Annotated in this window: 21 protein-coding genes; all 21 read left to right on the forward strand. The window is 33.9% G+C overall.

Annotated features, from left to right (window positions below):
* Window positions 1–20 precede the first annotated feature (20 nt).
* The 21 genes from BST92_RS09725 (at window position 21) to BST92_RS09825 (ending at window position 23,514) form a co-directional block, all read left to right on the forward strand.
* Window positions 21–1,040 carry a glycosyltransferase family A protein gene (locus tag BST92_RS09725; RefSeq protein ID WP_105071272.1) on the forward strand — a complete coding sequence of 340 codons (1,020 nt, stop codon included), beginning with the start codon at window positions 21–23 and terminating at the stop codon, window positions 1,038–1,040.
* Between the two features lie 61 nt (window positions 1,041–1,101).
* Complete coding sequence (locus BST92_RS09730; protein WP_105071273.1) at window positions 1,102–2,346, forward strand: glycosyltransferase family protein; 1,245 nt, start codon at window positions 1,102–1,104, stop codon at window positions 2,344–2,346.
* 2 nt (window positions 2,347–2,348) lie between these two features.
* The gene (locus BST92_RS09735; protein ID WP_105071274.1) at window positions 2,349–3,440 is read left to right on the forward strand and encodes a glycosyltransferase family 2 protein; all 1,092 of its coding nucleotides are present in this window, start codon (window positions 2,349–2,351) and stop codon (window positions 3,438–3,440) included.
* Window positions 3,437–4,555: a glycosyltransferase gene (locus BST92_RS09740; protein WP_105071275.1), complete on the forward strand. Its 1,119-nt coding sequence runs from the start codon at window positions 3,437–3,439 to the stop codon at window positions 4,553–4,555. The genes BST92_RS09735 and BST92_RS09740 overlap by 4 nt, the downstream gene beginning before the upstream one ends.
* Window positions 4,552–5,706 (forward strand): hypothetical protein, encoded by a 1,155-nt coding sequence (locus BST92_RS09745; protein ID WP_105071276.1) that lies wholly within the window; start codon window positions 4,552–4,554, stop codon window positions 5,704–5,706. The genes BST92_RS09740 and BST92_RS09745 overlap by 4 nt, the downstream gene beginning before the upstream one ends.
* Window positions 5,707–6,657: a glycosyltransferase family 10 domain-containing protein gene (locus BST92_RS09750; protein ID WP_105071277.1), complete on the forward strand. Its 951-nt coding sequence runs from the start codon at window positions 5,707–5,709 to the stop codon at window positions 6,655–6,657.
* A gap of 73 nt (window positions 6,658–6,730) precedes the next feature.
* Window positions 6,731–7,894, forward strand: a complete 1,164-nt coding sequence (locus BST92_RS09755; protein ID WP_105071278.1) for an acylneuraminate cytidylyltransferase — start codon at window positions 6,731–6,733, stop codon at window positions 7,892–7,894.
* A complete protein-coding gene (locus BST92_RS09760; RefSeq protein ID WP_105071279.1) occupies window positions 7,887–8,759 on the forward strand; it encodes an N-acetylneuraminate synthase family protein in 873 nt (290 codons plus the stop codon). Before BST92_RS09755 ends, BST92_RS09760 begins: the two co-directional genes overlap by 8 nt.
* 208 nt (window positions 8,760–8,967) lie before the next feature.
* Window positions 8,968–10,383 (forward strand): glycosyltransferase family protein, encoded by a 1,416-nt coding sequence (locus tag BST92_RS09765; RefSeq protein WP_105071280.1) that lies wholly within the window; start codon window positions 8,968–8,970, stop codon window positions 10,381–10,383.
* Window positions 10,373–11,806: an MBOAT family O-acyltransferase gene (locus tag BST92_RS09770; protein WP_105071281.1), complete on the forward strand. Its 1,434-nt coding sequence runs from the start codon at window positions 10,373–10,375 to the stop codon at window positions 11,804–11,806. Before BST92_RS09765 ends, BST92_RS09770 begins: the two co-directional genes overlap by 11 nt.
* On the forward strand, window positions 11,806–12,678 hold the full coding sequence (locus tag BST92_RS09775; RefSeq protein ID WP_105071282.1) for a hypothetical protein: 873 nt from the start codon (window positions 11,806–11,808) through the stop codon (window positions 12,676–12,678). Before BST92_RS09770 ends, BST92_RS09775 begins: the two co-directional genes overlap by 1 nt.
* A gap of 1 nt (window position 12,679) precedes the next feature.
* Window positions 12,680–13,813 carry a glycosyltransferase family 4 protein gene (locus BST92_RS09780; protein WP_105071283.1) on the forward strand — a complete coding sequence of 378 codons (1,134 nt, stop codon included), beginning with the start codon at window positions 12,680–12,682 and terminating at the stop codon, window positions 13,811–13,813.
* A 157-nt stretch (window positions 13,814–13,970) separates the two neighbouring features.
* On the forward strand, window positions 13,971–14,711 hold the full coding sequence (locus tag BST92_RS09785; RefSeq protein ID WP_170061735.1) for an FkbM family methyltransferase: 741 nt from the start codon (window positions 13,971–13,973) through the stop codon (window positions 14,709–14,711).
* 27 nt (window positions 14,712–14,738) lie between these two features.
* Window positions 14,739–16,208, forward strand: coding sequence for a glycosyltransferase family 2 protein (locus tag BST92_RS09790; RefSeq protein WP_105071285.1), 1,470 nt, complete (start codon window positions 14,739–14,741; stop codon window positions 16,206–16,208).
* Window positions 16,205–17,236 carry an exostosin domain-containing protein gene (locus BST92_RS09795; RefSeq protein WP_105071286.1) on the forward strand — a complete coding sequence of 344 codons (1,032 nt, stop codon included), beginning with the start codon at window positions 16,205–16,207 and terminating at the stop codon, window positions 17,234–17,236. Before BST92_RS09790 ends, BST92_RS09795 begins: the two co-directional genes overlap by 4 nt.
* A gap of 1 nt (window position 17,237) precedes the next feature.
* Window positions 17,238–18,344, forward strand: a complete 1,107-nt coding sequence (locus BST92_RS09800; protein ID WP_105071287.1) for a glycosyltransferase family 2 protein — start codon at window positions 17,238–17,240, stop codon at window positions 18,342–18,344.
* The gene (locus BST92_RS09805) at window positions 18,344–18,892 is read left to right on the forward strand and encodes a serine O-acetyltransferase (protein WP_105071288.1); all 549 of its coding nucleotides are present in this window, start codon (window positions 18,344–18,346) and stop codon (window positions 18,890–18,892) included. The genes BST92_RS09800 and BST92_RS09805 overlap by 1 nt, the downstream gene beginning before the upstream one ends.
* Window positions 18,889–20,064 (forward strand): glycosyltransferase, encoded by a 1,176-nt coding sequence (locus BST92_RS09810; RefSeq protein WP_105071289.1) that lies wholly within the window; start codon window positions 18,889–18,891, stop codon window positions 20,062–20,064. Before BST92_RS09805 ends, BST92_RS09810 begins: the two co-directional genes overlap by 4 nt.
* On the forward strand, window positions 20,061–21,128 hold the full coding sequence (locus tag BST92_RS09815; protein WP_105071290.1) for a glycosyltransferase: 1,068 nt from the start codon (window positions 20,061–20,063) through the stop codon (window positions 21,126–21,128). Before BST92_RS09810 ends, BST92_RS09815 begins: the two co-directional genes overlap by 4 nt.
* Entirely contained in the window at window positions 21,128–22,501 is a 1,374-nt protein-coding gene (locus BST92_RS09820) for an O-antigen ligase family protein (protein ID WP_105071291.1), read from the forward strand. Before BST92_RS09815 ends, BST92_RS09820 begins: the two co-directional genes overlap by 1 nt.
* Entirely contained in the window at window positions 22,501–23,514 is a 1,014-nt protein-coding gene (locus BST92_RS09825) for a glycosyltransferase family 4 protein (protein ID WP_105071292.1), read from the forward strand. Before BST92_RS09820 ends, BST92_RS09825 begins: the two co-directional genes overlap by 1 nt.
* Window position 23,515: the final 1 nt, after the last annotated feature.

Raw genomic sequence — 23,515 nt, forward strand, 5'->3', positions numbered from 1 at the left:
AAGTACCAGTACTATTATTAATGAGAGAAGGAGTCAATAATACTAAAGGAGTGAAGGTGGATTATAGCCACACAAATCACCGTATTATTATACCATTTTATATTTCAGATGGGAAAGATTTCTATAAAGATAATCTGCGTATTTTAGAATTGAGTTTAAAATCTTTAAAAGCCCATAGTGTTTATTATCACAAGATTACATTAATATGCAATGGTAATAGAAATGTTCTCATAGAGAAAGAGCTTATTTCCTATTATCAAGAAGGATTCATAGATGAATTATTATTTTTTCCAGAACCAATAGGGAAAGTAAATGCAATTTTAAAAGTCCTGCGCGACGTACCAGAATATTATGTGACCATTAGTGATGGTGATGTATTTTTTGCTGATAACTGGGATCAGCATGTAATAGATGTCTTTAAAAATCATAAGAAAGCTGGAGCCGTATCACCTATTCCTATTATGCGTTCCCATTCAGGCTATACTATAAATTTATGGGTAGACTATTTTTTTTCAAGCAAACTCAAATTTAAATCTCCTGCTGATGTTTCAGGTATAGAGCATTTTGCAAGAAGTATAGGTTGGCCGCATCTACCCCAATATTATAAAGAACATATTCTTACCGTTGAATGTAATAATCATACAGCAGTTGTAGGCCATAGTCACTTTTGCGCTACTTATAAAACCACGGTCTTTAAAAATTTACCTAAAGAAAATCCAGTGTATCTTTTAGGCAATAACTCAATGTTCCCTTATTTAGATAAACCTACTATTAAATGTGATGCATATCGATTAGCAACTTATAAGACTAATGGATTTCACTTGGGAAATACCTATGTTGAAAATAATGAATTGTATAAAATAAATACCTTTCAGAAAAAACGAGAAATACCTGTGTTTGGCAATGAATTAAAAGCGCAACCTTTAACCTACTTTATAAAGTTTAAAGTGATTTCAAAATTAATGAAGTTATCATCTTTTAAAAAATATTTTTACTCAAAAAAAGGTCTGCCTGCAAAGGTGATGGATCATTTTTTGTAACCTTTTAAATTGAAACACAGAGTTATTCCTATTTTAAGGAGTAAAAATGTAATTTAGCTCTATGCCTAAATCTCTTAAAATACTAGTTCTTGCAGAGAATCTTGACGTTAATGCAAGCAGTGCAGCAAAGGGAAGACTATCTTTAATACGCAATCTTGTTAAATGTGTTACAATCATTAAAGTACTGCATTATTCGAGACAAGAGATTCTTATAGAAGGTTGTGAAAGTATCAGCATTAAGGAGAGAAAATCTTGGTTCTATTATTTAGGTAAGTTTGTGATTTTACTCCAGCGATTTATCCCAGTTAAACTTAACGAGTACGTAGAAAAGAAAAGAGGTTTCTCATTCACTCACACCGCCGATGCCTTAAGTATGAAAGCTGCGGTGCAAAAGGAAGACTGTAAACAATACGATTACATTTTAACCTTAAGTCTGGCGAGTAGTTTTAGAACCCATAGAACTTTATTAGATCTCCCAGATTGGCATTCTAAATGGCTGGCTTATGTGCATGATCCATATCCTATGCATAGTTATCCTAGGCCTTATGATTGGGTAGAGCCTGGTCATCAATATAAAAGAGACTTTTTTAAATCTATTTCTCAAAATGCTTATCGCATTATTTATCCCAGTCAATTGCTAGCTGAGTGGATGGAAAGTTATTATCATGAGGCTCAAAATAAATCTGTTATTATCCCACATTTGATAGATGATTCTTTAGTTTTTAAAGCTAGTTTTCCTACATACTTTGAAGGAAAATGCTTCAATATTTTACATTCCGGATTATTAATGAGTGCTAGAGATCCACGATCTTTAATTCAAGCCTTTATAGAGTTTTTAAATGAATATCCGCTAGCAATGGAAGATGCACGATTAGTCTTTGTAGGTATAGAATCTGTTTTTCATAAGGAAATGTATGAGATTCAAAAAGAATATTCTCAGCTTGTGATAAGTGATGGTTATGAAGAGTTTCATATAACACATGCTATGCAACAAAAAGCAGCGGTTAATGTGATTCTCGAGGCAAAAGGACCACTCAGTCCCTTTTTACCCGGTAAATTTCCTCACAGTGTTGCTGCAAATAAGCCTATACTGCTTCTAGGACCACACTACAGTGAATCAAGGAGAATTCTAGGTGAAGATTATCCTTATTATAGTGAGATACATAATATCCAGCTTATTAAATCTCACCTTAAGGATTTATATAATTACTGGAAAAATGATACAGATCGGTCTAAATTAAATAGACCAGACGTTGCGGAATATTTAAGTGTAACCACTTTAAAAAGGGCATTAACTCAACTGTAGCAATGAGCAATACACTTACCATAGTAATTCCCAATAGAAATCGAGATTTGAAACTTGTAGAAAAGAGTTTAAATTCAATTCACGAGCAGTTAAATGATAATGTAAGATTAGTGCTTGTAGATTATGGAAGCGGTATTTCTTATCAAGATGAATTAAAAGAACACTCTAGTAAATTTCCTCTTATGGAGATTATCTACTGCCCATGTCAACAACAGTTATGGAATAAATCACGGGCCATTAATCTGGTGTTAAAGCATTCTACTAGTTCTCATTTTATGGTATGTGATATGGACATGATATGGCATCCTGATTTTATAAAATTGGAGTTGCCAGAATTTTCAAATTCTCAATCGGTCTATTATACCGTAGGTATTATGACTCAAGAAGAAAGTAGTAAAGAGGTTGCCTTCATCGATTATAAAGTTAAGTTTAAAACAGATTATGAAGCCACTGGAATAACTGTTTTCCCTGTAGAACATTTAAAGTCTATTAATGGTTTTGATGAATTTTATCACGGTTGGGGCAGTGAGGATACTGATGTGCATGTAAGATTGAGAAATGCTGGTTATGAAGTCCGCTTTCGCGAAAGCGAAGTTTTATTTAAGCATCAATGGCACGCAAAATCGTATCGAAGCAAGAAAAGTAGTTTTCCTTATCATCCTTACTTAGAACGTATAAATCACAGCTACTTTACAGCTACTAAAGAGGTTAAAAAAATAAAAGCAAATTATTCAAATAACTGGGGAAAGAGCTTTAATCTGGAGGATTATAAAGCACTGGACCGACCAGATGTATTGTTAAAAAGACATGCCACAGAAGAAGATATAAAGTCTTTTATCTTTTTTCTAGGTAATTATCAAGATTCAGGCGTGATTAAATTAATGGTCACAGCACATACTGAATTTAATACATTAAAAACAACTGCAAAGAAAGTATTAGGAAAAAAAACGCCTCTTTTTATAAGCCTTGAAAGAGTCAATGAAATGTTACTGGAAGCACTTATTTTGAGACATCATGACCAGCCACATACCTATAGTTTTAATAGAGTCCAAGGAGAAATTAAGCTCGTCATTCACATAACACGTGTTTCATGAAAATCCTCTTAGTTTCTATGAATTCCATTCATTTCCGTCGCTGGTCAGACCAGTTGCGAGATAGAGGTCATGAAGTGTACTGGTTTGATATATTAGATCAAGGATATGCGCCATCTATGAGCTGGATGACACAAATCACAGGATGGAAAAAAGGCTTTTTAAAAAAACGAGGTCGTACATTCTTAAAAAATAAGCTACCTAAATTATTTAATGCTCTGGTTCATAAATATGATACTAGCGTTACGACAGCTTTTGAAAAATCTATTCAAGAAATTCAACCAGATTTAGTACATAGTTTTGCTTTATATACAGCTTGTTTACCCATCCTAGATGCAATGCAAGAACATAAAGCTGTAAAATGGATGTACTCCAGTTGGGGTAGTGATCTTTTTTACAGAGCAAATAAACCTAATTATGAAAATGAAGTTACACGAGTTTTAGCAAGGGTAAATTATCTTATCACAGATTGTGAAAGAGATGCTATTATTGCTTGTAAAATGGGTTATAATGGGGTGCATAAAGGAATTTTTCCTGGTGGTGGTGGATTTATCCAGAAAGAAGTTACTCTAGACCGAAATAAAAACACCTTTATTCTTAAAGGTTATGAAAATGAGTTAGGTAAAGCGATTCCAGTTTTAAAAGCCTTTCAATTAGTTGCAAAAGAACAAGAAATACAACTTATTGTTTTTGGTGCTACAAAGTCTTTACTAGATTTCATAAAAGCAAATGACTTAACGAATATGAGTATTGATGTTCATCAAGAAATTTCTCATGCTCAAGTACTGGCCTTAATGGAATCTTCAAGGTTTTACATAGGGAATAGTATTAGTGACGGGATTCCTAACTCTATGTTAGAGGCTATTTTTATGGGTTGTATTCCTATTCAGTCTAATCCTGGAAACGCAACTGCAGAGATCATAAAACACGAATTCAATGGTTTTTTAATTCAGAATCCACTGGATTTTTTACATATTAGGGATGTAATTTTAAAGGCTATTCATTTGCAGCAATCTTATCGTGTTTTTTATGAAAATAATGCATCAATCAGAGCTCAATTTGATAGAGTTTTAATTCAAAACGAAGTGCTCGACATTTATAAAAATATTGCACTATGATATTAGATAACATAAAGCTTTATAAGGCAAATGGACTTGATGTAATTGAGTGCTTTCTTGATAATACTCGCATTTATTTTAAGATGACTCATTTACATCAATCTGCAAATGGAGTATTGTTATATGATTCATTTATGATAGCTCTTATTCCTTTAATGCTAGAAAAGTGTGAAAATTTAGAAATAAAGGGTACAGTGGATCAGGTGCTGTTAGATCAACTCAATAAATCCATATTACCTGAGTTGTGTATTATTCATAAAATGAATAAGCATATTGAGATTAAGGCTTCTCAAACAATAGAAATTAAAATTGATAATCTTACGAAAGCCACAGGTATTTCATGTGGTGTAGATAGCATAGCTACAGTAAAAGAGTTTATTGATTCAAATACTAAACTAGATTATCTTACTTTTTTTGATGCAGGTTCTCATGGTGCTTTTGGAACTCATAATACAGAAATAACCTTTAATCATAGATTAGAAAATGCGCTAAAAGCTGCAGAAAATCTGGATTTAGAGATTATTAAAGTGAGAACAAACGTTCATCAATTATTAAAAGGGCAGTTTAAAAGTGCACACAGTTTTTTAAACCTATCTTGCGTATTTGCAACCCAAGGTTTTATAAATGAGTACTATTATGCATCGGCTTATTCATTAAATCAGAGTAGCCTAGTATCAGGTGATACCAGTAACTATGATCATTATATACTGCCGCAGCTTTATGCTTCTTACTTAAATACAACATCTACTTTAGGAGATAAAAGGAGAATAGAACGTGTCAATTACATTGCTAATTTTAAAATAACACGCCATCATTTAGATGTGTGCACAAATACTTTTAAAGCTAATAACACAGGACATTTGAATTGTTCTACTTGTGAAAAATGTATGAGAACAGCGCTGTCACTAGAACAACTATTGGATATTAATTTATTTAAAAATGTTTTTAATTTAGAACTATTCAATGCTCAAAGGGGAACTTATATTTCATCTTTGTTAATGGGTACTAACACTATTCACGATGATGAACTTTTAAGTTTACTAAAGGAAAATTGTCAGATTAAGTTTTTTCATAAAAATCAAGCTTTTCAAATGAAGTTAAAAACGAGTTTAAAATCTATGTTAAAAAGGAATAGTAAGAGCACTAAATAGATGAAAGAAATTAAAGTATTTACTTCTGGTAATATGCGTTGGACTCCTTTTGGAGTTTTCGATCCTCAAGATATCCCGTTTTTAAATGCACATGGTATTTCTATGGTTGAAAAAGTGCAACAGGCTGATGTTATCGTTTCACAAAATCTAAAGTATCTAAGAAAATATATATATAGATACGCCTTTACTAAAAAGTTCCTACTTTGGTCTAATGAACCAAGGTTTGACACAACGTCTAGTGATGTAAAGAAATATGCACTAGGAATAGCAAAAGTTCATATTATGAACGTATATAATGCTAAAGTTTTTCATAGTACAACACCGTTTAACCATAGCTTTTTCAGAGAATCATTACATGAGATTCCTGAAGATTTCCAATTTAAAAATAAAAAAGTAGTGGCTTTAATGTCATTTTACAAAGGATTAAATACCGAAGCTGTCATTATCGGAAAAAAAGACGTTGACCTTATCAAAAAGCGTACAGAAATAGCTCTTTACGGTCATAGTAATAATGCCTTGGATGTTTATGGTAAAGGATGGCCAGATAATATATCCCTTGAAGATAGTAGAGAAGGCGATTGGTCAACCCGTAAAAAAGATTTACTCAGGCCGTATCATTTTAATTTGTCATTTGAAAATACTACTGCTCGTAACTACATTACTGAAAAAATCTGGGATAGTATTGAAAATTATTGTTTGCCTATTTATTTTGGTGATAATGGCATCTATGAGTTATTTCCAGAAAATAGTTTTATAGATTATTCTAAAATGAGTAGTCCTAAAGAATTATTTGATTTTATAGATAATTTAGAAAATGTCGAATTTGTAACGAGATTAAACAGGTGTATCAGTGTTTATCAAAAATTTCATCTGCATGAAGCTACATTTTTTATAAAAGAACGTAACAAGAGTTTGATGGAAATAGTAAAAACCTTGAATCAAATTATTTGAATATCAGTAGGAATTTAAAATTCTAAGGCATAAGGTTAATACTTTCCTTAAATTTGCGCACAACCCTAGAACTATGAAATCCATAGGATTTATACCATTACGTGCTGGCTCCAAAGGTATTCCAGGAAAGAATAAAAAGAAGCTTTTAGGAAGACCTCTTTTTTGTTGGACGCTAGGTGAAGCCATTGCTTCAAATCTCGACGAAGTCTATGTTTATACAGATGACCAAGACATTCTATCTTTTATAGAAAAAGAATATCACTGGACTACTAAGGTAAAAGCGATAAAACGCAGCGATATCAGCGCTACAGATACTGCAAGTACAGAAATAGCTATAATGGAATTTGTAAACAAGCACGAATCAAACTTTGATTTATTTTGCTTACTTCAAGCGACTTCGCCATTTACAACCGCTGTAGATATTAATAATTGTTTAGAAACAGTTACCGATGGTAAAAATTACGACAGTGCACTGACTGTGGTTAACACGCATCGCTTTACTTGGCATGCCGACGGTACTCCTAAGAACTATGATATCTTCAACAGACCGCGCAGACAGGATTTTGAAGGTTTATTAATTGAAAATGGCGCTTGTTATGTAACTACTGATTCTGCTTTACGCGAAAGCCAAAATAGAATAAGCGGTAATATAGCAACAGTCCTTATGCCTGAGGATAGTCTTACTGAGATAGATTCCTTAACAGACTGGAAAATCGTAGAAGAATTACTAGCAGCACGTTTAAAGTTAAAGAAACAAAGTGAAAAAATTACTCACCTTATTCTAGATGTAGATGGCGTTTTTACTGATGGTTGCATTTATTATGGAGCTGATGGTGAATTGATGAAAAAATTTGACATGCGCGATGGCATGGGATTAGAAATCCTACGTCAGTATGGAGTAGAAGTAATGGTCATGACTTCTGAAGATTCACAAATCGTCGCGAGCCGAATGAAAAAGCTACAAATTAAAGATGTTTACTTAGGTGTAAAAGACAAGTATAGTTTGCTATCCAGAATCGTTACACATAGAGATTTATCATTTTCAAACATAGCCTACATAGGTGATGACGTTAATGATATGGCAAATATTTGTGCCGCAGGTTGGTCGTTTACACCTGCAAACGCCACACAACCCATAAAAAATCATGCAGATGTTATCCTGCAAAATAATAGTGCCGAAGGTGCCATACGTGAGGCTACAGAATTTATTATAAAATACAATAACCGTTATGAGTAAATATAAAGCGCCCTATGTTATCGCAGAGATAGGTGGTAATCACAAAGGCGACATGGAGATTGCTAAAGAACTAATAAAAGTAGCGGCAATATTCTGTAAAGTAGATGCCGTAAAGTTTCAAAAACGTCATAATATCGAGCTCCTGACTAAAGAGCAATACGAGGCACCGCATCCTAATCCTGTAAACTCTTATGGTGATACGTATGGAGCGCATAGAGAATTCTTAGAATTTGATGTGAATCAGCATGCAGAGTTAAAGGCCTATTGTGAAGAAGTAGGCATTACTTATTCTACTAGTGTTTGGGATCTAACAAGTGCTAAAGAAATTGCAGGTTTGAATCCTGAATTTATAAAAATACCTAGTGCTTGTAATAATCATTATGAGATGTTAGGCTGGTTATGTGAAAACTATAAAGGAGAAATTCACTGTTCTACTGGAATGACTACTAAGGATGAGGTGGAAGAACTCGTAGCGTTTTTTGAAAATCATCATCGTGCAAAAGATCTTGTTCTATACAACTGTACCTCAGGATATCCAGTGCCATTTCCAGACGTGTGTTTATTAGACATTACCACCATGATTCAAAAATATGGTGATCGCGTTAAAACGATTGGATTCTCTGGACATCATTTAGGAATTGCTGTAGATGTTGCGGCTTATACACTAGGCGCAAATGTGGTAGAACGTCATTACACACTAGATCGTACTTGGAAAGGTACAGATCACAGTGCCTCTTTAGAACCAGCCGGAATGCGAAAACTGGCTCGTGATTTAAAAGCTGTTTATCAAGCATTAGATTATAAAGCGACAGACATCTTACCTATCGAGCAAGTGCAACGTGATAAGTTGAAGTATAGGAAATAGTCGGTGAGTCTTTGAGTTGATTAGTTGTGAGTTGTGAGTTCTGAATAATTATTATTTTAAAACTTAAACTTAAAATGTGATATCAGTTCGAGAACTTCGATGTACTCCATACAGTCTTATTAAGAAAGATTTGATATTTCAGCAGTTCTCTGATTTAAACTCTACTTCGGTAAGCTCGGTATGACAATTTTATAAAATATTTGCTTATATGATTAAAAATATCAAATCCAAAGTATTCATTCTATTTCCTGATGGAGTAGGACTGCGCAATTTTGCGTTTACTCAATTCAAAGAAATCGGTGAGCAACAAGGCTTTGATATTACATACTGGAATAATACTGTTTTTTCTATTGAAAAAGAGTTGGGCTATCCAGAATTAAAGATAGAAAGTACTAGAATACATCCTAAAACACCGGTAATCAATCATGCTCGTAAAAGAGTGGAGTTATCGCTTTCGCGAAAGCGAACTCAAGATAAGGTCTATCCTACCTATAGATTTCCATTGAGGTGGAACAGCTTGAAGAATATCGCTAAAAGTTCATTTGTAAAGTTTCATGAAACCTTTAATGCTACTCCAAAAGGCTGGCAACGCTTGATGGATCAAATGAATTCTGCCGAACGTTCTACACAACGATATCAAGAAGTGAAAGCACAGCTAGAAGAGCACAGGCCAGATTTGGTATTTTGTACCACGCAACGAGCGACACAAGCCATCGCACCTATACTTGCGGCTCAAGATTTAGGAATTAAAACCGCTTGCTGGATTTACAGTTGGGATAATCTTCCAAAAGGAATGACCACCATTGAAACTGATTATTATTTTGTCTGGTCAGAATTGATGAAATCGCAGTTGCTTGAATATTATCCTAAAACTAGAGAAGAACAAATCTTTGTCACGGGAACACCACAATTTGAGCCACATTATGATGATTCTTTATTGCTTTCGCGGAAGCGTTATTGTGAACAGCATGGTCTAGATGAAAATAAGGATTACATCTGTTTTTCTGGTGATGATACGACTACTTCACCATTAGATCATTTGTATCTTAAAGATACCGCTGAGGCTGTTCAAAAACTTAACGATCGTGGATATAACATAGGTATCATATTCCGTCCAGTGCCAGTAGATCATTCTGATAGATATAGCGAGATATTGAAGGAGTTTGATGATATCATTACTACCATTAAGCCATTGTGGAAACCTATGGGTGAACAGTGGAATCAGGTGATGCCTACTAAGGAAGATTTTGCATTGCTGGTAAATACATGTTATCACTGTGAACTAGTGGTTAATATATGTTCTAGTATGGTGTTTGACTTTGTGATACATGATAAGCCTACAATTTATCCAAATTATGAGCAACCGGAACTTAAAAAAGGGATAAGAGACATAGGTCAGAATTATAAGTATGTTCATTTTAGAACCATGCCCAATGATGCCGTATTTTGGGCTCATAAGAAGGAAGATATTTATACTGGTATCAAGCAGCTTTTAGAAAGAGTGGTTGATCCAGTGCTTGTTTGTAAATCCTGGTACGGCATTGTAAATAAACCCGGATTTCCAGAGAAAGCCAGTGAGCGTATATGGGAAGTTATTCAAAAAATTCAAAAGAATGCTATTTAATTCTATTGAATTTCTTCTATTTCTACCAGTATGTTTTATAATATACTGGTTTGTAGTGCAAAGAAATCTTAAATTACAGAATGCCTTTATTCTTTTGGCTAGCTATTTTTTTTATGGATGGTGGGATTATCGATTTCTTGCTTTAATCGCCTTTAGTACTGTAGTAGATTACTTTATAGGTTTGACCATTGAGGAGTCAAATTTAAAGTCAAGAAAAAAGGCGCTGCTCATCATATCATTAATGGTGAATTTAGGGCTGTTAGGTTTCTTTAAATACTATAACTTTTTTGTAGACTCTTGGGTAGATGCGTTTGAAGCTATAGGTGTTGAAATGCACCGTAGTACGTTGAATATCATACTACCAGTAGGAATCTCATTTTATACGTTTCAAACGCTTAGCTACACTATAGACATTTATAGAGAGAAACTAAAGCCGTCGAGAAATTTCATCAATTTTGCAGCTTATGTTGCTTTTTTTCCGCAGTTAGTAGCTGGACCTATTGAACGAGCGACAAATTTATTACCTCAATTTTCTAAAAAACGGGTTTTTAATGAAGCGCAAGGAATTTCTGGAATCAACTTAATTCTTTGGGGACTTTTTCAAAAAGTAGTGATAGCAGACAGTTGTGCACCTTATGTAAATAGCATATTTGATAATTATGAAAGCATGAACAGCCTGAGTCTTATTCTAGGTGCTGTTTATTTTGCTTTTCAGATTTATGGAGATTTTGCAGGTTATTCAAACATAGCTATAGGTACAGCACGATTATTAGGATTTGACTTGATGCGTAACTTTAACTATCCCTATTTCTCCCGTGATATGGCAGAATTCTGGAGGCGCTGGCATATTTCTCTATCTACCTGGTTTAGAGATTACGTTTACATTCCGCTAGGTGGTTCTAGAGGTTCTAGGTGGATGCAATTACGAAACGTATTCATCATATTTATGGTGAGTGGTTTCTGGCATGGGGCAAACTGGACATTTGTTTTTTGGGGTTTTTTACATGCGCTCTTTTTTGTTCCAGTTCTATTACTTGATGGAAACAGAAAAAATGTAAATCAAGTAAGTGAAAATAGAATTTTGCCTAGTTTAAAAGAATTTACCCAGATGTTGACTACTTTTAGTTTAGTTTGTTTAGCCTGGGTATTTTTTAGAGCTTCAAATATTACGGAGGCATGTAGCTACATAAAGGCAGTAGTTACAAAATTAGATTTCGATATTCAGTATTTGTTCATGGAAAGATATAATGTCGAATTACTCTTATTAATATTTATTTTTGTGTTATTTGAATGGTTTCATAGGACTCAAGAACATCCATTCACTGGTAACTGGAAATGGATTAAAATCACTTGTGTTATTTTTATGCTATTAACATTAGGTGTTTATTCTAGCCATCAAGATTTTATATATTTTCAGTTTTAATGACTCGATTTTTAAATCATACCTTATTCATAATTCTTACTCTAGTAGTAACTGCATTAGTTATAGATAAAGTATATACAAGAGCATTTAATACTAGTAATCCTAGAAATAAAGTGCAATTTATAAGTCAACTTAGAAATACACACATTGATTATATCTTTTTAGGTAGTTCACGTGTAGAGAATCATATAGATTGTGAAGTAGTTTCTAGGATTACTGGAAAATCATGTATTAACCTAGGGCTTCAAGGCAGCAAGACTAACGACAGCGCTGTATTTCTTCAAATGCTTAATAATAATAATGTGAGTTATAAAAAGGTATTGTTTCAGCTGGATTATGCAGTAAATTTTGATGCTTACTCACCACAATTTAAGTCTTTTATTACTCCATATCTAAATACCGAATCAGTAAGTGATAATATTATAATAGACTTAAATAATCCTTTTATGTACAGATTACCTTTTGTAAGATATGCAGCAAATGACAAGTTAAGTGGATTTAGAGAAGTTATACTTCAATTATTTGACAAGCCTAGTAGAATTGATTTATCGAATGGTTTTGAAGGTAAACAAGGAATTGGTCGAGATATTAAAGGGAATTTACCAGCAACCGCTAAAGCCTCTAATCGAGGTGTTTTATGGATGAAGAAATTGGAAAACAATAATTTAATTTTTTATACGGCTCCATATTGCTCTCAAGCTACTAATAGGGACATATTCAATAAAGATTTAATTGCTAAATATCCGGAAGTAATTAGTTATATTGATATTTTTGATAATACACCTCAATATTATTCTGATTGTGGTCATTTAAATATCACTGGAGCAAGAGAGTTTACGGCAATATTAACTGAAGACTTACTTATAGATTAAAATGCACATCGCTTTCCTCACACCAGAGTATCCTCATAAATCTGTGCAATACAGCGCTGGAATAGGTACAAGTATCAATAATTTAGCCACTGCTCTGGTAGAAAGTGGTTATGAGTGTACTTTGTTTATTTATGGCCAAAAAGTAAATCAAATCTTTGTAGAAAATGGAATACACTTTCACCTCATTAAACAAAAACAATATAAAATAGGAGGCTTTTATTTTTATAGAAAATATATCCAGGAGTATATTAATAATAACTCACATGGTATAGATGTTATAGAAGCACCTGACTGGACAGGAATAACTGCTTTTATGAAGTTAAAAAAGCCTCTTGTGATTAGGTTGCATGGTAGTGACACTTATTTTTGTCATTTAGAACATCGATCTCAAAAAAAGAAGAATTTTCTTTTTGAAAAATGGGCGCTCCGAAAAGCCAATGCTCTCACTAGTGTTAGTAATTTCACATCTCAAAAAACTAAGGCTCTTTTTAATTTATCATTCGATATCAAAGTCATCCCAAATATGATAGCTTTAGACAAATTCGTTCCAACGAGTTCAAAAAGTCAGGTTCCATATATTATCAATTTTGGTTCCGTGATTAGGAAAAAAGGTGTAATAGCACTAGCAAGAGCTTTCAACTCTATAGCACAAAACAATAGCGAAGTGCAACTCAAATATTTAGGGACAGATGTTAAGGATGCCTTAACGGGAAAAATGACTAGTGAATTGATTAAATTAGAAATAGATGAAAGATACCACCATAGAGTAACTTTTATTTCTCAAGTGTCTTACCACAAAGTGAATTCTTATATTAATGATGCATCTGTTGTATGTCTTCCTAGCTATGCCGAAGCTTTTCCTATGACATGGCTAGAGGCAATGGCATTAGAAAAACCACTGGTGACAAGTAATATAGGCTGGGCAAATGAAGTAATGATTGATGGAATAACAGGTTCCACTATACAACCAGATGATACCCAGGCACTTTCAGATGAATTAAAAAAAATGTTAACTCATAAAGAGTTTGCCTTACAATGTGGGAAAAATGCTCGTGCTCATTTAGAGTCTAATTTTTCAAAAGCACAAATAGTGAAGCAAAATGTAACCTTTTATAAATCTGCGATAAATGCTTAGTTTTAAATCTATTATTACTAAAAATAAAAAGCGATTTAGGATGTTTAAAAGCCACGAGTTAACGGCTAATAAGCCACGACAGGCTCTAGGGCGATACATGTACACAAACTTGCAATTTATTTATAAAACCCGGGTTATTCATCAATGGATAAATGGTTTGAAATTATCTATTCAAAAAGGTGATGCAGGATTAGTAGGGAATATTTATTATGGGTTATATGAGTTTAGAGAGTCTTTATTTTTGTTGCATTTTTTAAGAAGCGAAGATTGTTTTCTAGATGTAGGAGCAAATATGGGACATTTCAGTATACTTACTTCAGGTTCTATAAGGAATAGGTCAATTTGTGTAGAGCCACTAAAATCTACTTTTAATAGATTGAAAGAACAAGTATCTTTAAATAAACTAGATACACTTGTTCAAGCTCATAATTTTGGTGTTTCTAGTGAGGCTGGAAACTTGTTTCTTAGTAATGATCAAGGTGTGATGAATAAAATAGTAGATGAATGTCATCCACATGCCAGCGCCATAGATGTGAAAACTATAGATCAATTGGTAAACACAACGACTATAACAGCTGTGAAAATAGATGTAGAAGGTTATGAATTGCAAGCGCTTAAAGGTGCTGTGAAAACACTTAATAATGCAGCTTTAAAAGTGATTATTATAGAACTAAATGGTTCTGGAAAATATTACAATATTGATGATGATGAGATTTCAAATTTCTTGGTAGAGCGTGGTTTTTCACCCTTTAGATATATGCCCTTTACTAGGTGCTTGAATCCTGTAGAAAAATACGATAAAAACCAATTCAACACTATATTTATAAGAGATGTTGATTTTATAAATCAGCGCATCGCAACAGCACCTCGAATTAAAGTCCTTCATCACGATATTTAATTAATTCTATTATTAGGTTTGCAACATATGATATTCATTGAACACGAGAATAATAGAGTTACTAGTTCACTTCATAATGGAGAAAGAGCCATTACAGCTATTGTAAAAATCGCTCAAGAAAATCCAAATCAATCCATAGTTATATATAAGAAAGGTATCGATACTACTCCAGTTAAAGATGCTATAAAAAATTTATTACAGCCTTATGTTATTGTTTCTTCTTACAATCGATTGCACAAAGATTTAGGCTATGTAGAAGACTCACCATTCATTAATATTTCTAATGCTGTAACTTATCCTACGTGGATAAAAAGCACCACAGCTTTCACCATTCACGCCTCATTAATAAATCAATTAAATGGTCAGTTAAATGACAAAAGTAACTTACTGTATTGGATTAATTCCATTAGTAAGTTAGCACGACCTTTAGGAGTTTTGAGTTATCAAATTCCTGTTTATAATTCACAAGAAGATCAATTTGATACAACGACATTGTATCGTTTTGTTAAACAACATTATAAAACACGCTGGATTTTTATCTTGTTTATGTGTCATATGTGGTATGAGAAACGTTTCCCTCTGTACGCTTTCGCGAAAGCGCAATTCTATAAAAATCGGTCCTTAAAACTTAACGTAGAAAAATTGCAAAAACCTCAAGATATTATCTCAAAAAAAGATTTAATCTATGATGTGGTGATACCGACAATGGGACGTGCTTCCTATTTACAGGACGTTTTATTTGATCTTAATAAACAAAATAGAGCACCGAAATCAGTGATAATAATAGAGCAAAATGCATGTGAGAACACTACAAGTGAGTTAGATGATTTAAGAAATGAAACCTACCAGTTCAAATTAATTCATCATTTCACAAATGTTACTGGTGCTTGTAGAGCTCGTAATGAGGCGATTAGTTATTCTAGAGCGCCATGGATATTATTGTTTGATGATGATGTAAGAATTGAAGAAAATTTCTCAATTCAAGTTGAAGATTTCTTAAATAGGTCAAATGCAAAATGTGTCACATTTGCCTGTTTACAGTATGGAGAGATTGAAAATATGCAAACTTTTAAACAATGGGAATCTTTTGGGTCAGGCTGTTCTTTAGTTCATAGAGGAGTCTTTGAGAAATGTAATTTTGATATGGCTTTAGAACATGGTTATGGAGAAGACGTTGATTATGGAATGCAAGTACGAAACGCTGGATTTGACGTCATTTATGCACCTCAAATTCCAATTCTACACCTAAAAGCTCCTGTTGGTGGATTTAGAAAACAGTATGTTTTTCCTTGGAGAATAGATGAGATTCAACCTAAGCCATCGCCGCAAATCATGTATCACCGCAAGAAGAACTATACGCACAAACAATTACTTGGATATAAAATGGTACAGTTTTTTAAGACTTATGGTTCCTTCGGAACTAAAAATCCATACGCTCATCATAAAAAATACTTAGCTGCTTGGAAGCAAAGTGAGAAATGGGCGAGCCAGTTATGATCAAACTATACACATATCAAGAATTACTTATTCCAGAGAATAGGAAAGTCGTTTTTCCATTGCTCTTTGATTTGTGTTATTATGAGAACGCGCACCCTTCTGTAAAAGAGTATTATCAGTTAGTAAAGGAGCCTAGTGCTGCTGATGTTATTATTTTTCCCATCAACTATTTCTCAATCAAGCAAAAGGCCTATCAAGAATACTTTAAATCTTTATATCAGCTGGCCATGTCAAATGGCAAAAAAATGATGGTGTACACCGGCGGTGATTATGGTAAAACTTTTCATGATAAGAATATTATCACTTGGCGTAATGCCGGTTTTCTATCAAGTAATGATGATCAAACCATCATAATTCCCGCGTTTATTTCAGATCCTGTTGAACGTGATGATTTAACATCTAACATTCATCTTTATAAAACACAACCACAAATTTCTTTTACCGGATTTGCTACTAATAGCTGGAAAGAGAAATTAAGAATGCAACTTTCTACGGCAAAAGGAAATATGAATAGAACTTTAGGTTTTGATAACAGCGACAAACAGTTATTATATAATGCAGCAGTAAAAAGGTTTTCTTATTTAAAAGATTTAGAAAGTAATTCAAATATTAAAACTGATTTTATCTATAGAGATAAATATCGCGCTGGTGCTGTCACTTTAACGCAACGAGAGCAAACCACTCGCGAGTTTTTTGAAAACCTGAAAAATTCTCCTTACACCTTTTGTTTGCGTGGTGCAGGAAATTTTTCGGTTCGTTTTTATGAATCACTTGCTTTTGGTCGTATTCCTGTGCTTATCGATACCGATGTTAGTTTACCTTTAGAAGAATTAATAGACTGGGATCAACATATATGTCGTGTATTACCAAAAGAAAATTTGGGAGAAAAATTACTAAATTTTCATAAAAGTCTAACTCCTGAGGAATTTGAAAAGCTTCAACTGTCTAATCGCAATTTATATAAAGACTATCTAGTGAGACATGCTTATTTTTGTAAGCTTTATCACTCTTTAAAAGCGATGCTATAGTTTGAATATCTCTCTCATTATATGTACCTATATGCGTCCAGAGCCTTTATCAAGGTTATTGGAAACCGTGATGTCGCAAACACATGTACCCGCAGAAATTCTAATCATAGATGGTTCTACAGATGATGCCACCCAATTGATATTAGATAAATTCAATTCTATTTCCAACTCCATCGCGAGGTCTGAGGTTATTGAACGCCTATTTTTAAATTCAAGTTTCAATCCTAATGCGAGATCTGAGGTGCTCGAAGACCGACTTTCAAGTTCAGCTTCAAATTCAATTATTTCCTACTATAAAGTGCCGCCAGAACATCGAGGGCTTACCAAGCAGCGTAATTATGGTATAGAACGAGTACGAGAAGATATAGATATTGTTGCTTTTCTTGATGATGACACAGTCTTAGATCAACTTTATTTTGAAAATTTAAAAAAGGCATTTCTAGAATTGCCAGATGCCTCTGGAATAGGAGGAATTGCCACAAATGAAAACAGGTGGAAGAAAAAAGCTCAAAAAAAATATGATAAACATCACTACTACATTTTTGAAGATCATGTAATAAAAGAATCTACACGTAACGTGCTCCGTAATAAACTTCACCTTGGTTCTAATGAATTACCAGGAGTTTTACCTTCTTACTCTCATGGTCGTACCTTTTCTTATCCTATAACTGGAAAATATTACCCAGTAGATTTAATTGTAGGAATGAGTATGTCATTTAGAAAAAAAGTCGTCGATCAGATTAAGTTTTCAAAATTCTTTGAAGGTTACGGCCTTTATGAAGATGCAGACTTCTCTTTAAGAGCCTTGAGTTTTGGTCAGAATTATCTAGCAACAAATGTTCAACTAGAACACCATCACGATGCAGCGGGAAGACCTAATAAGTATAGATATGGTAAAATGGTAGTGCGCAATGGCTGGTACGTATGGCGTGTCAAACATCCTAACCCATCATTTAAAAACAAGATAAAATGGTATCAAATTACCATATTACTTACTACTATTAGATTTCTCAATATCTTTACTACTAATGAACGCAAAGAAGCATTTACAGAAGCTATAGGTAGAACTGTTGGCATCCTAAGTTTGCTTTTCAATAAACCTAAGTAATGAAGTTTTCAAAAGACATCAAAAGATATACAGATTACAGTGGTAAGTCTGCTTTAGTCATGTTGTTGACTCAGCAAGGATTATGGGCGCTACTACAGTATCGTTTCTTCAATTGGATTTATACTTCTTCATTACCTAAGATTCTCAAATGGCTTTTATTAGGTATAGGAGTCCTTAAATTAAAAGGTATTGAAGTATTGACAGGAATAACCATTCCATATAGCGCAACCATAGGAGAAGGTTTTTATATAGGTCATCATTCTGGTATTGTTATAAATGCACATGCAGTCATAGGTAAGAATTGTAATATTTCTCAAGGTGTCACCATAGGTGTGAGCGGTAGAGGCGAGCACCGTGGAGTTCCTACTATAGGTGACCATGTCTATATAGGAGCAAACGCTACCATCGCTGGTAAAATTACCATAGGTGATAAAGCGGTGATAGGTGCCAATAGTCTGGTAGTTAAAGATGTGGAAGGAGGAACAACAGTAGTAGGTGTTCCTGCCATTAAAGTAAGTGATAACGACTCAGCTGATTATATTTTATGAAGTTGCTTGTAATTTCAGACGCGCCCATTTTAAGTCATATTAGTAAAAAGGAAGCTTATGCGCCTTATGTGAAAGAAATGGATTTATGGTTGAGACATGCTGGCAAAGTATCTTTTGTTTGTCCTACTCGATATAAACGCACGCTTTTAACACAGCCTTTTCAAAACCAAGATTTTAAGGTGCTTCCTCTTAGAAGATTAGAATTTCACAATGTTATAGCGGCATTGATATCGTTAATCACAATTCCATATCAAACTATTGTTTTATGGAACGCCATGCGCAAAGCAGATCATATCCATCTAAGATGTCCAGGAAATTTGGCGTTGCTGGCGAGTATGGTTCAGGTCACGCTTCCGCGAAAGCGTAAATCTGTAAAATACGCAGGTAATTTCAGCCCTACGGCATCACAACCATTTTCATACCGCTGGCAGAAGAGGATTTTATCTAACACAACGTTATCTAAAAACATCGATTTGTTAGTCTATGGAGAGTGGCCTAACCAAAGTAGAAATGTCAAGCCATTTTTTACAGCAACCTATTCAGAAAAAGATCGCAAAGACTTCCAAAAAGAGTTCAACGAACCACTACAATTTATTTTTGTGGGAACACTTTCAGTAAATAAAAATCCGCAGTCGTTGATGGAACTTGTGACTGAATTAAATCATAAAGGCATTAGGGCACAAGCACATTTTTACGGCGATGGTCCTATGATGGAAGAGCTTAAAGTTCAGAGTTCAGAGTTCCAAGTGGAAGTTTCAAATGTCAGTTCGAGCGAAAGCCGAGAACAGTTTCAAAAAGATAAAACTTTTTATTTCTACGGTAATCAACCTAGTGATGTCGTCAAACGAGCCTATCAAAATGCACATTTCTCTTTTCTAGCTTCACAGAGTGAAGGCTGGCCAAAAGCTGTAGCAGAATCGATGTGGTATGGATGTATTCCTATCTCTACACCAGTGAGTTGTGTGCCATGGATGTTAGGTGTTTCTGGTCAAAATCAAATAGGGTCACGAGGAATTATCTTTAAATATGTGGATCAAATAACACGACTCATTAAAGAACTAGTTGATGAAAAAGAAAAAATGGCTACAATTTCACATAATGCACAACGATGGTCACATGAATACACACTGGAAAAATTTGAAACCGAAATAATTAAATTGCTTCAGTCATGAGAGTAATTCAAATCATAGATAGTCTCGATGCCGGTGGAGCAGAACGCATGGCAGTACAAATTGCAAACGAACTATACGCTGCTGGACACCAATCCCATTTATGCGCGACTAGAAAGGAAGGATTACTTAAAAAATCAATTCACGAATCTGTAGGTTATATTTTTTTAGAAAAAAAAGGTCGTATAGGGATTAAAGCCATGACTAAGTTGAAGACCTACATTGTAAAGAATAAGATTGAAATTATTCATGCTCATAGCACTTCATTTTTTACTGCGACGGTAATCAAATGGTGGTTGCCTTCTATCAAGTTAGTATGGCATGACCACTACGGTAATGCTGAAGAAGTTGAGAATCGCAAAGCTGGTACTTTAAAAAAATGTTCTCGTTTTTTCAATGGAATTATAAGCGTCAATGAACTATTGAAAGATTGGTCTATCCGTAATTTAAAACCTTCAAAAGTAGTTTATTTAAGAAATTTTGTATCTAATACTCTAAAACAACAATTGTTAAAACCGTTACCTGGTTCTACAGGTAAACGAATAGTACATTTAGCTAATTTGAGACCGCAAAAAGATCATATCACATTAATCCGAGCTTTTAAAGAAGTATATAAAAATTCGCCCGATTGGAATCTTTTACTGGTAGGATTAGATTTTCAAGATGATTATTCACGAGAAATAAAATTCAAAATAAAAGATTTAAAATTAGATGATCATATACATCTCTTAGGATCTCGAGAAGATACACCGGCAATTCTAGAAGCATGTGATATTGGAGTATTGTCTTCTAAGTCTGAAGGATTACCTGTGGCTTTGCTAGAATATGGTATGGCAGGATTACCAGTGGTCGCAACAGATGTAGGCGCTTGCAAAGAAGTTGTAAGTGACTATGGCGCTGTGGTTCCTGCACAAAATCCAGCGACGCTAACTCAAGCTATTCAAGAATTTATAGAAAATCCTGAAGAATCAAAATCAATGGCTCACTCTTTCCAACAACATGTAATGACTACCTTTGGAGCTGCTTTTTACATCGAGAAGTTAGAGACTTTTTATAGTTCCTTATAATGATTCAATTTGAGAAATTACCTTATCCGTTATTGATTGCTGGTCATATCATTTTGACCATATTCATGATTGCAGCACCATTTTTGATTCCGTTATTTTTTTATGCTTCGATTATTTATTTTGGACTTAGGGTGTTGATACAAAAAGATTCAGGTCAAGAAGCACTTTTAGCATGTGCTTATTTAGTGACTTTAGAGGTTTTCTTAAGGATGAACCAAGCCTTAATCTTTTATGAATTTATGAAATACCTAGTCATCGTTTTTATGATGATTGGGATTATTATGAGAGGTTTTTCATTAAAGTCCATTCCTTATGTTTTTTATCTTTTGTTATTAATACCTAGTATAATTGTAGCTGCTGGGAATATTCCGTTAGGAGAAAGTCTACGTAAAGCTGTTGCTTTTAATTTAAGTGGTCCAGTAACTTTAGGGATCACTGCAATTTACTGTTATCAAAGGTCAATAACCAGTACGAGATTAGATCAAATATTAAAATTTTGTGTGGGACCTATAGTTATGATAACTACCTATTTATTCTTAGTAACGCCAGATATTAGAGATGTAGTTACTAATACGGCCTCAAACTTTGCAACATCTGGAGGATATGGACCTAATCAAGTAGCTACAGTGCTAGGTATCGGTATGTTTATCACCTTTGTTCGTTTCTTACGTATTAAGAATTTAATGATTAATATTTCAGATATTGTTCTCTTTCTAGCCATGACTTATCGGGCTTGGGTGACTTTCTCTAGAGGTGGAGTTTATACTGCATTCTTAATGATTATAGCGGTAATAGGAACTTTATTCTTGTTAAAGCGTAGTGAGTTTAAGGTTTCATTTATTCCTAAGCTAGCCGTGATTGCTTTAGGTTTAATAATGGCTTGGGGTTTTACTTCATTAGTAACAAATGGATTGATAGATAAACGCTATGCAAATGAAGATGCTGCTGGTCGTGCTAAAGATGATTTGTCCACTGGACGTACTGAGCTTATATCAATTGAATTAGAAGCTTTTTTTGAAAACCCTATTGCAGGTATAGGTGCTGGACAGGTAAAGTATTATAGAGCAAAAAAAGATGGAATTATAGCTGCATCACATAATGAGACCAGTAGATTACTTTCAGAACATGGAGCTATTGGGATTTTCTCCTTGTTAGTTTTAATATTTACACCATTGTTTTTTAGACTTTTTCATCGAGGTAATATTTACTTCTATGCTTTTTTAATTTTTTGGATAGCAACAATTAATCATAGCGCGATGCGTATTGCAGCACCAGCATTTTTCTATGGAATGGCTTTATTATATGTTAGGTCTGTGAAAATTAAAAAGAAAATATCAACTGTAAATAGTACAGATAATGCCCTTCTTGCCTAATGAAAAACATTCTGTATATAGGGAATAAGTTAGCTGGTAAAGGACGCACTGCCACAACGATTGATATACTTGGGCCTTTGCTTCAAGAAGAAGGTTTTAAATTGAGGTATGCATCTTCTTTGCATAACGTGAGTGCACGTTTATTACACATGATGCGCATTACGTTTTTGAGTAGAAATTGGGCTCACTTTGTACTCATAGATACATATAGTACACGTAATTTTTGGTATGCTATAACCGTTGCTCGTTTGTGTAAATCTTTGAGAATGAATTATATTCCTATACTTCACGGAGGTAATTTACCAGAGCGATTGATAAAAAACCCTAAAGCTTTAAATATATTTATTAAAAATGCCCATGTCGTGGTAAGCCCTAGTGATTATTTGATAGACGCTTTCGCGAAAGCGAACTTCAATCATATCATTAAAATTCCCAATCATATAGATTTAAAAAAATATCCTTTTAAGTTACGCTCTGAGATACAACCGAGATTATTATGGGTAAGATCTTTTGCAGATATTTATAATCCAGAAATGGCTCTTGACGTACTCGAGCTGATCTCTGAAAAATATCCAGATTCTCATTTATGCATGGTTGGACCGGATAAGGATGGATCAATGAAGAAATGTATTTCAATAGCAGCTCAAAAGAATTTATCGATAGAGTTTACAGGTTTGCTTGATAAAGAAGATTGGATATCAATGAGTAAAAACTATGATCTATTCATCAATACCTCAAATTTTGATAATTTACCCGTCAGTGTTATAGAAGCTATGGCTTTAGGATTACCTGTAATATCGACAGATGTAGGCGGTATTCCATTCTTAATAAAACATGGTGAAAATGGAATTCTAACGCCACCTTTTAAAGCCGTTGGAATGGCTGACCATATTTATGAGTTGTTAGAGAATAATGAGTTAGTAATACGTATCGCTCAAAATGCCAAGGCAACTGCCGAAGATTTTAATTGGGATAAAGTTAAATACTTATGGCTTCAATTATTTGAAGGGTAAT

Origin of the sequence: Nonlabens arenilitoris (assembly GCF_002954765.1) — a bacterium.
Classification (GTDB): Bacteria; Bacteroidota; Bacteroidia; order Flavobacteriales; family Flavobacteriaceae; genus Nonlabens; species Nonlabens arenilitoris.

Coding starts and splice junctions, on each gene's coding strand:
- BST92_RS09815 (WP_105071290.1), top strand. CDS start 20,061: ATGAGAGTAATTCAAATCATAGATAGTCTCGATGCCGGTGGAGCAGAA.
- BST92_RS09820 (WP_105071291.1), top strand. CDS start 21,128: ATGATTCAATTTGAGAAATTACCTTATCCGTTATTGATTGCTGGTCAT.
- BST92_RS09770 (WP_105071281.1), top strand. CDS start 10,373: ATGCTATTTAATTCTATTGAATTTCTTCTATTTCTACCAGTATGTTTT.
- BST92_RS09740 (WP_105071275.1), top strand. CDS start 3,437: ATGAAAATCCTCTTAGTTTCTATGAATTCCATTCATTTCCGTCGCTGG.
- BST92_RS09775 (WP_105071282.1), top strand. CDS start 11,806: ATGACTCGATTTTTAAATCATACCTTATTCATAATTCTTACTCTAGTA.
- BST92_RS09780 (WP_105071283.1), top strand. CDS start 12,680: ATGCACATCGCTTTCCTCACACCAGAGTATCCTCATAAATCTGTGCAA.
- BST92_RS09735 (WP_105071274.1), top strand. CDS start 2,349: ATGAGCAATACACTTACCATAGTAATTCCCAATAGAAATCGAGATTTG.
- BST92_RS09795 (WP_105071286.1), top strand. CDS start 16,205: ATGATCAAACTATACACATATCAAGAATTACTTATTCCAGAGAATAGG.
- BST92_RS09750 (WP_105071277.1), top strand. CDS start 5,707: ATGAAAGAAATTAAAGTATTTACTTCTGGTAATATGCGTTGGACTCCT.
- BST92_RS09810 (WP_105071289.1), top strand. CDS start 18,889: ATGAAGTTGCTTGTAATTTCAGACGCGCCCATTTTAAGTCATATTAGT.
- BST92_RS09790 (WP_105071285.1), top strand. CDS start 14,739: ATGATATTCATTGAACACGAGAATAATAGAGTTACTAGTTCACTTCAT.
- BST92_RS09825 (WP_105071292.1), top strand. CDS start 22,501: ATGAAAAACATTCTGTATATAGGGAATAAGTTAGCTGGTAAAGGACGC.
- BST92_RS09760 (WP_105071279.1), top strand. CDS start 7,887: ATGAGTAAATATAAAGCGCCCTATGTTATCGCAGAGATAGGTGGTAAT.
- BST92_RS09730 (WP_105071273.1), top strand. CDS start 1,102: ATGCCTAAATCTCTTAAAATACTAGTTCTTGCAGAGAATCTTGACGTT.
- BST92_RS09805 (WP_105071288.1), top strand. CDS start 18,344: ATGAAGTTTTCAAAAGACATCAAAAGATATACAGATTACAGTGGTAAG.
- BST92_RS09755 (WP_105071278.1), top strand. CDS start 6,731: ATGAAATCCATAGGATTTATACCATTACGTGCTGGCTCCAAAGGTATT.
- BST92_RS09725 (WP_105071272.1), top strand. CDS start 21: ATGAGAGAAGGAGTCAATAATACTAAAGGAGTGAAGGTGGATTATAGC.
- BST92_RS09745 (WP_105071276.1), top strand. CDS start 4,552: ATGATATTAGATAACATAAAGCTTTATAAGGCAAATGGACTTGATGTA.
- BST92_RS09765 (WP_105071280.1), top strand. CDS start 8,968: ATGATTAAAAATATCAAATCCAAAGTATTCATTCTATTTCCTGATGGA.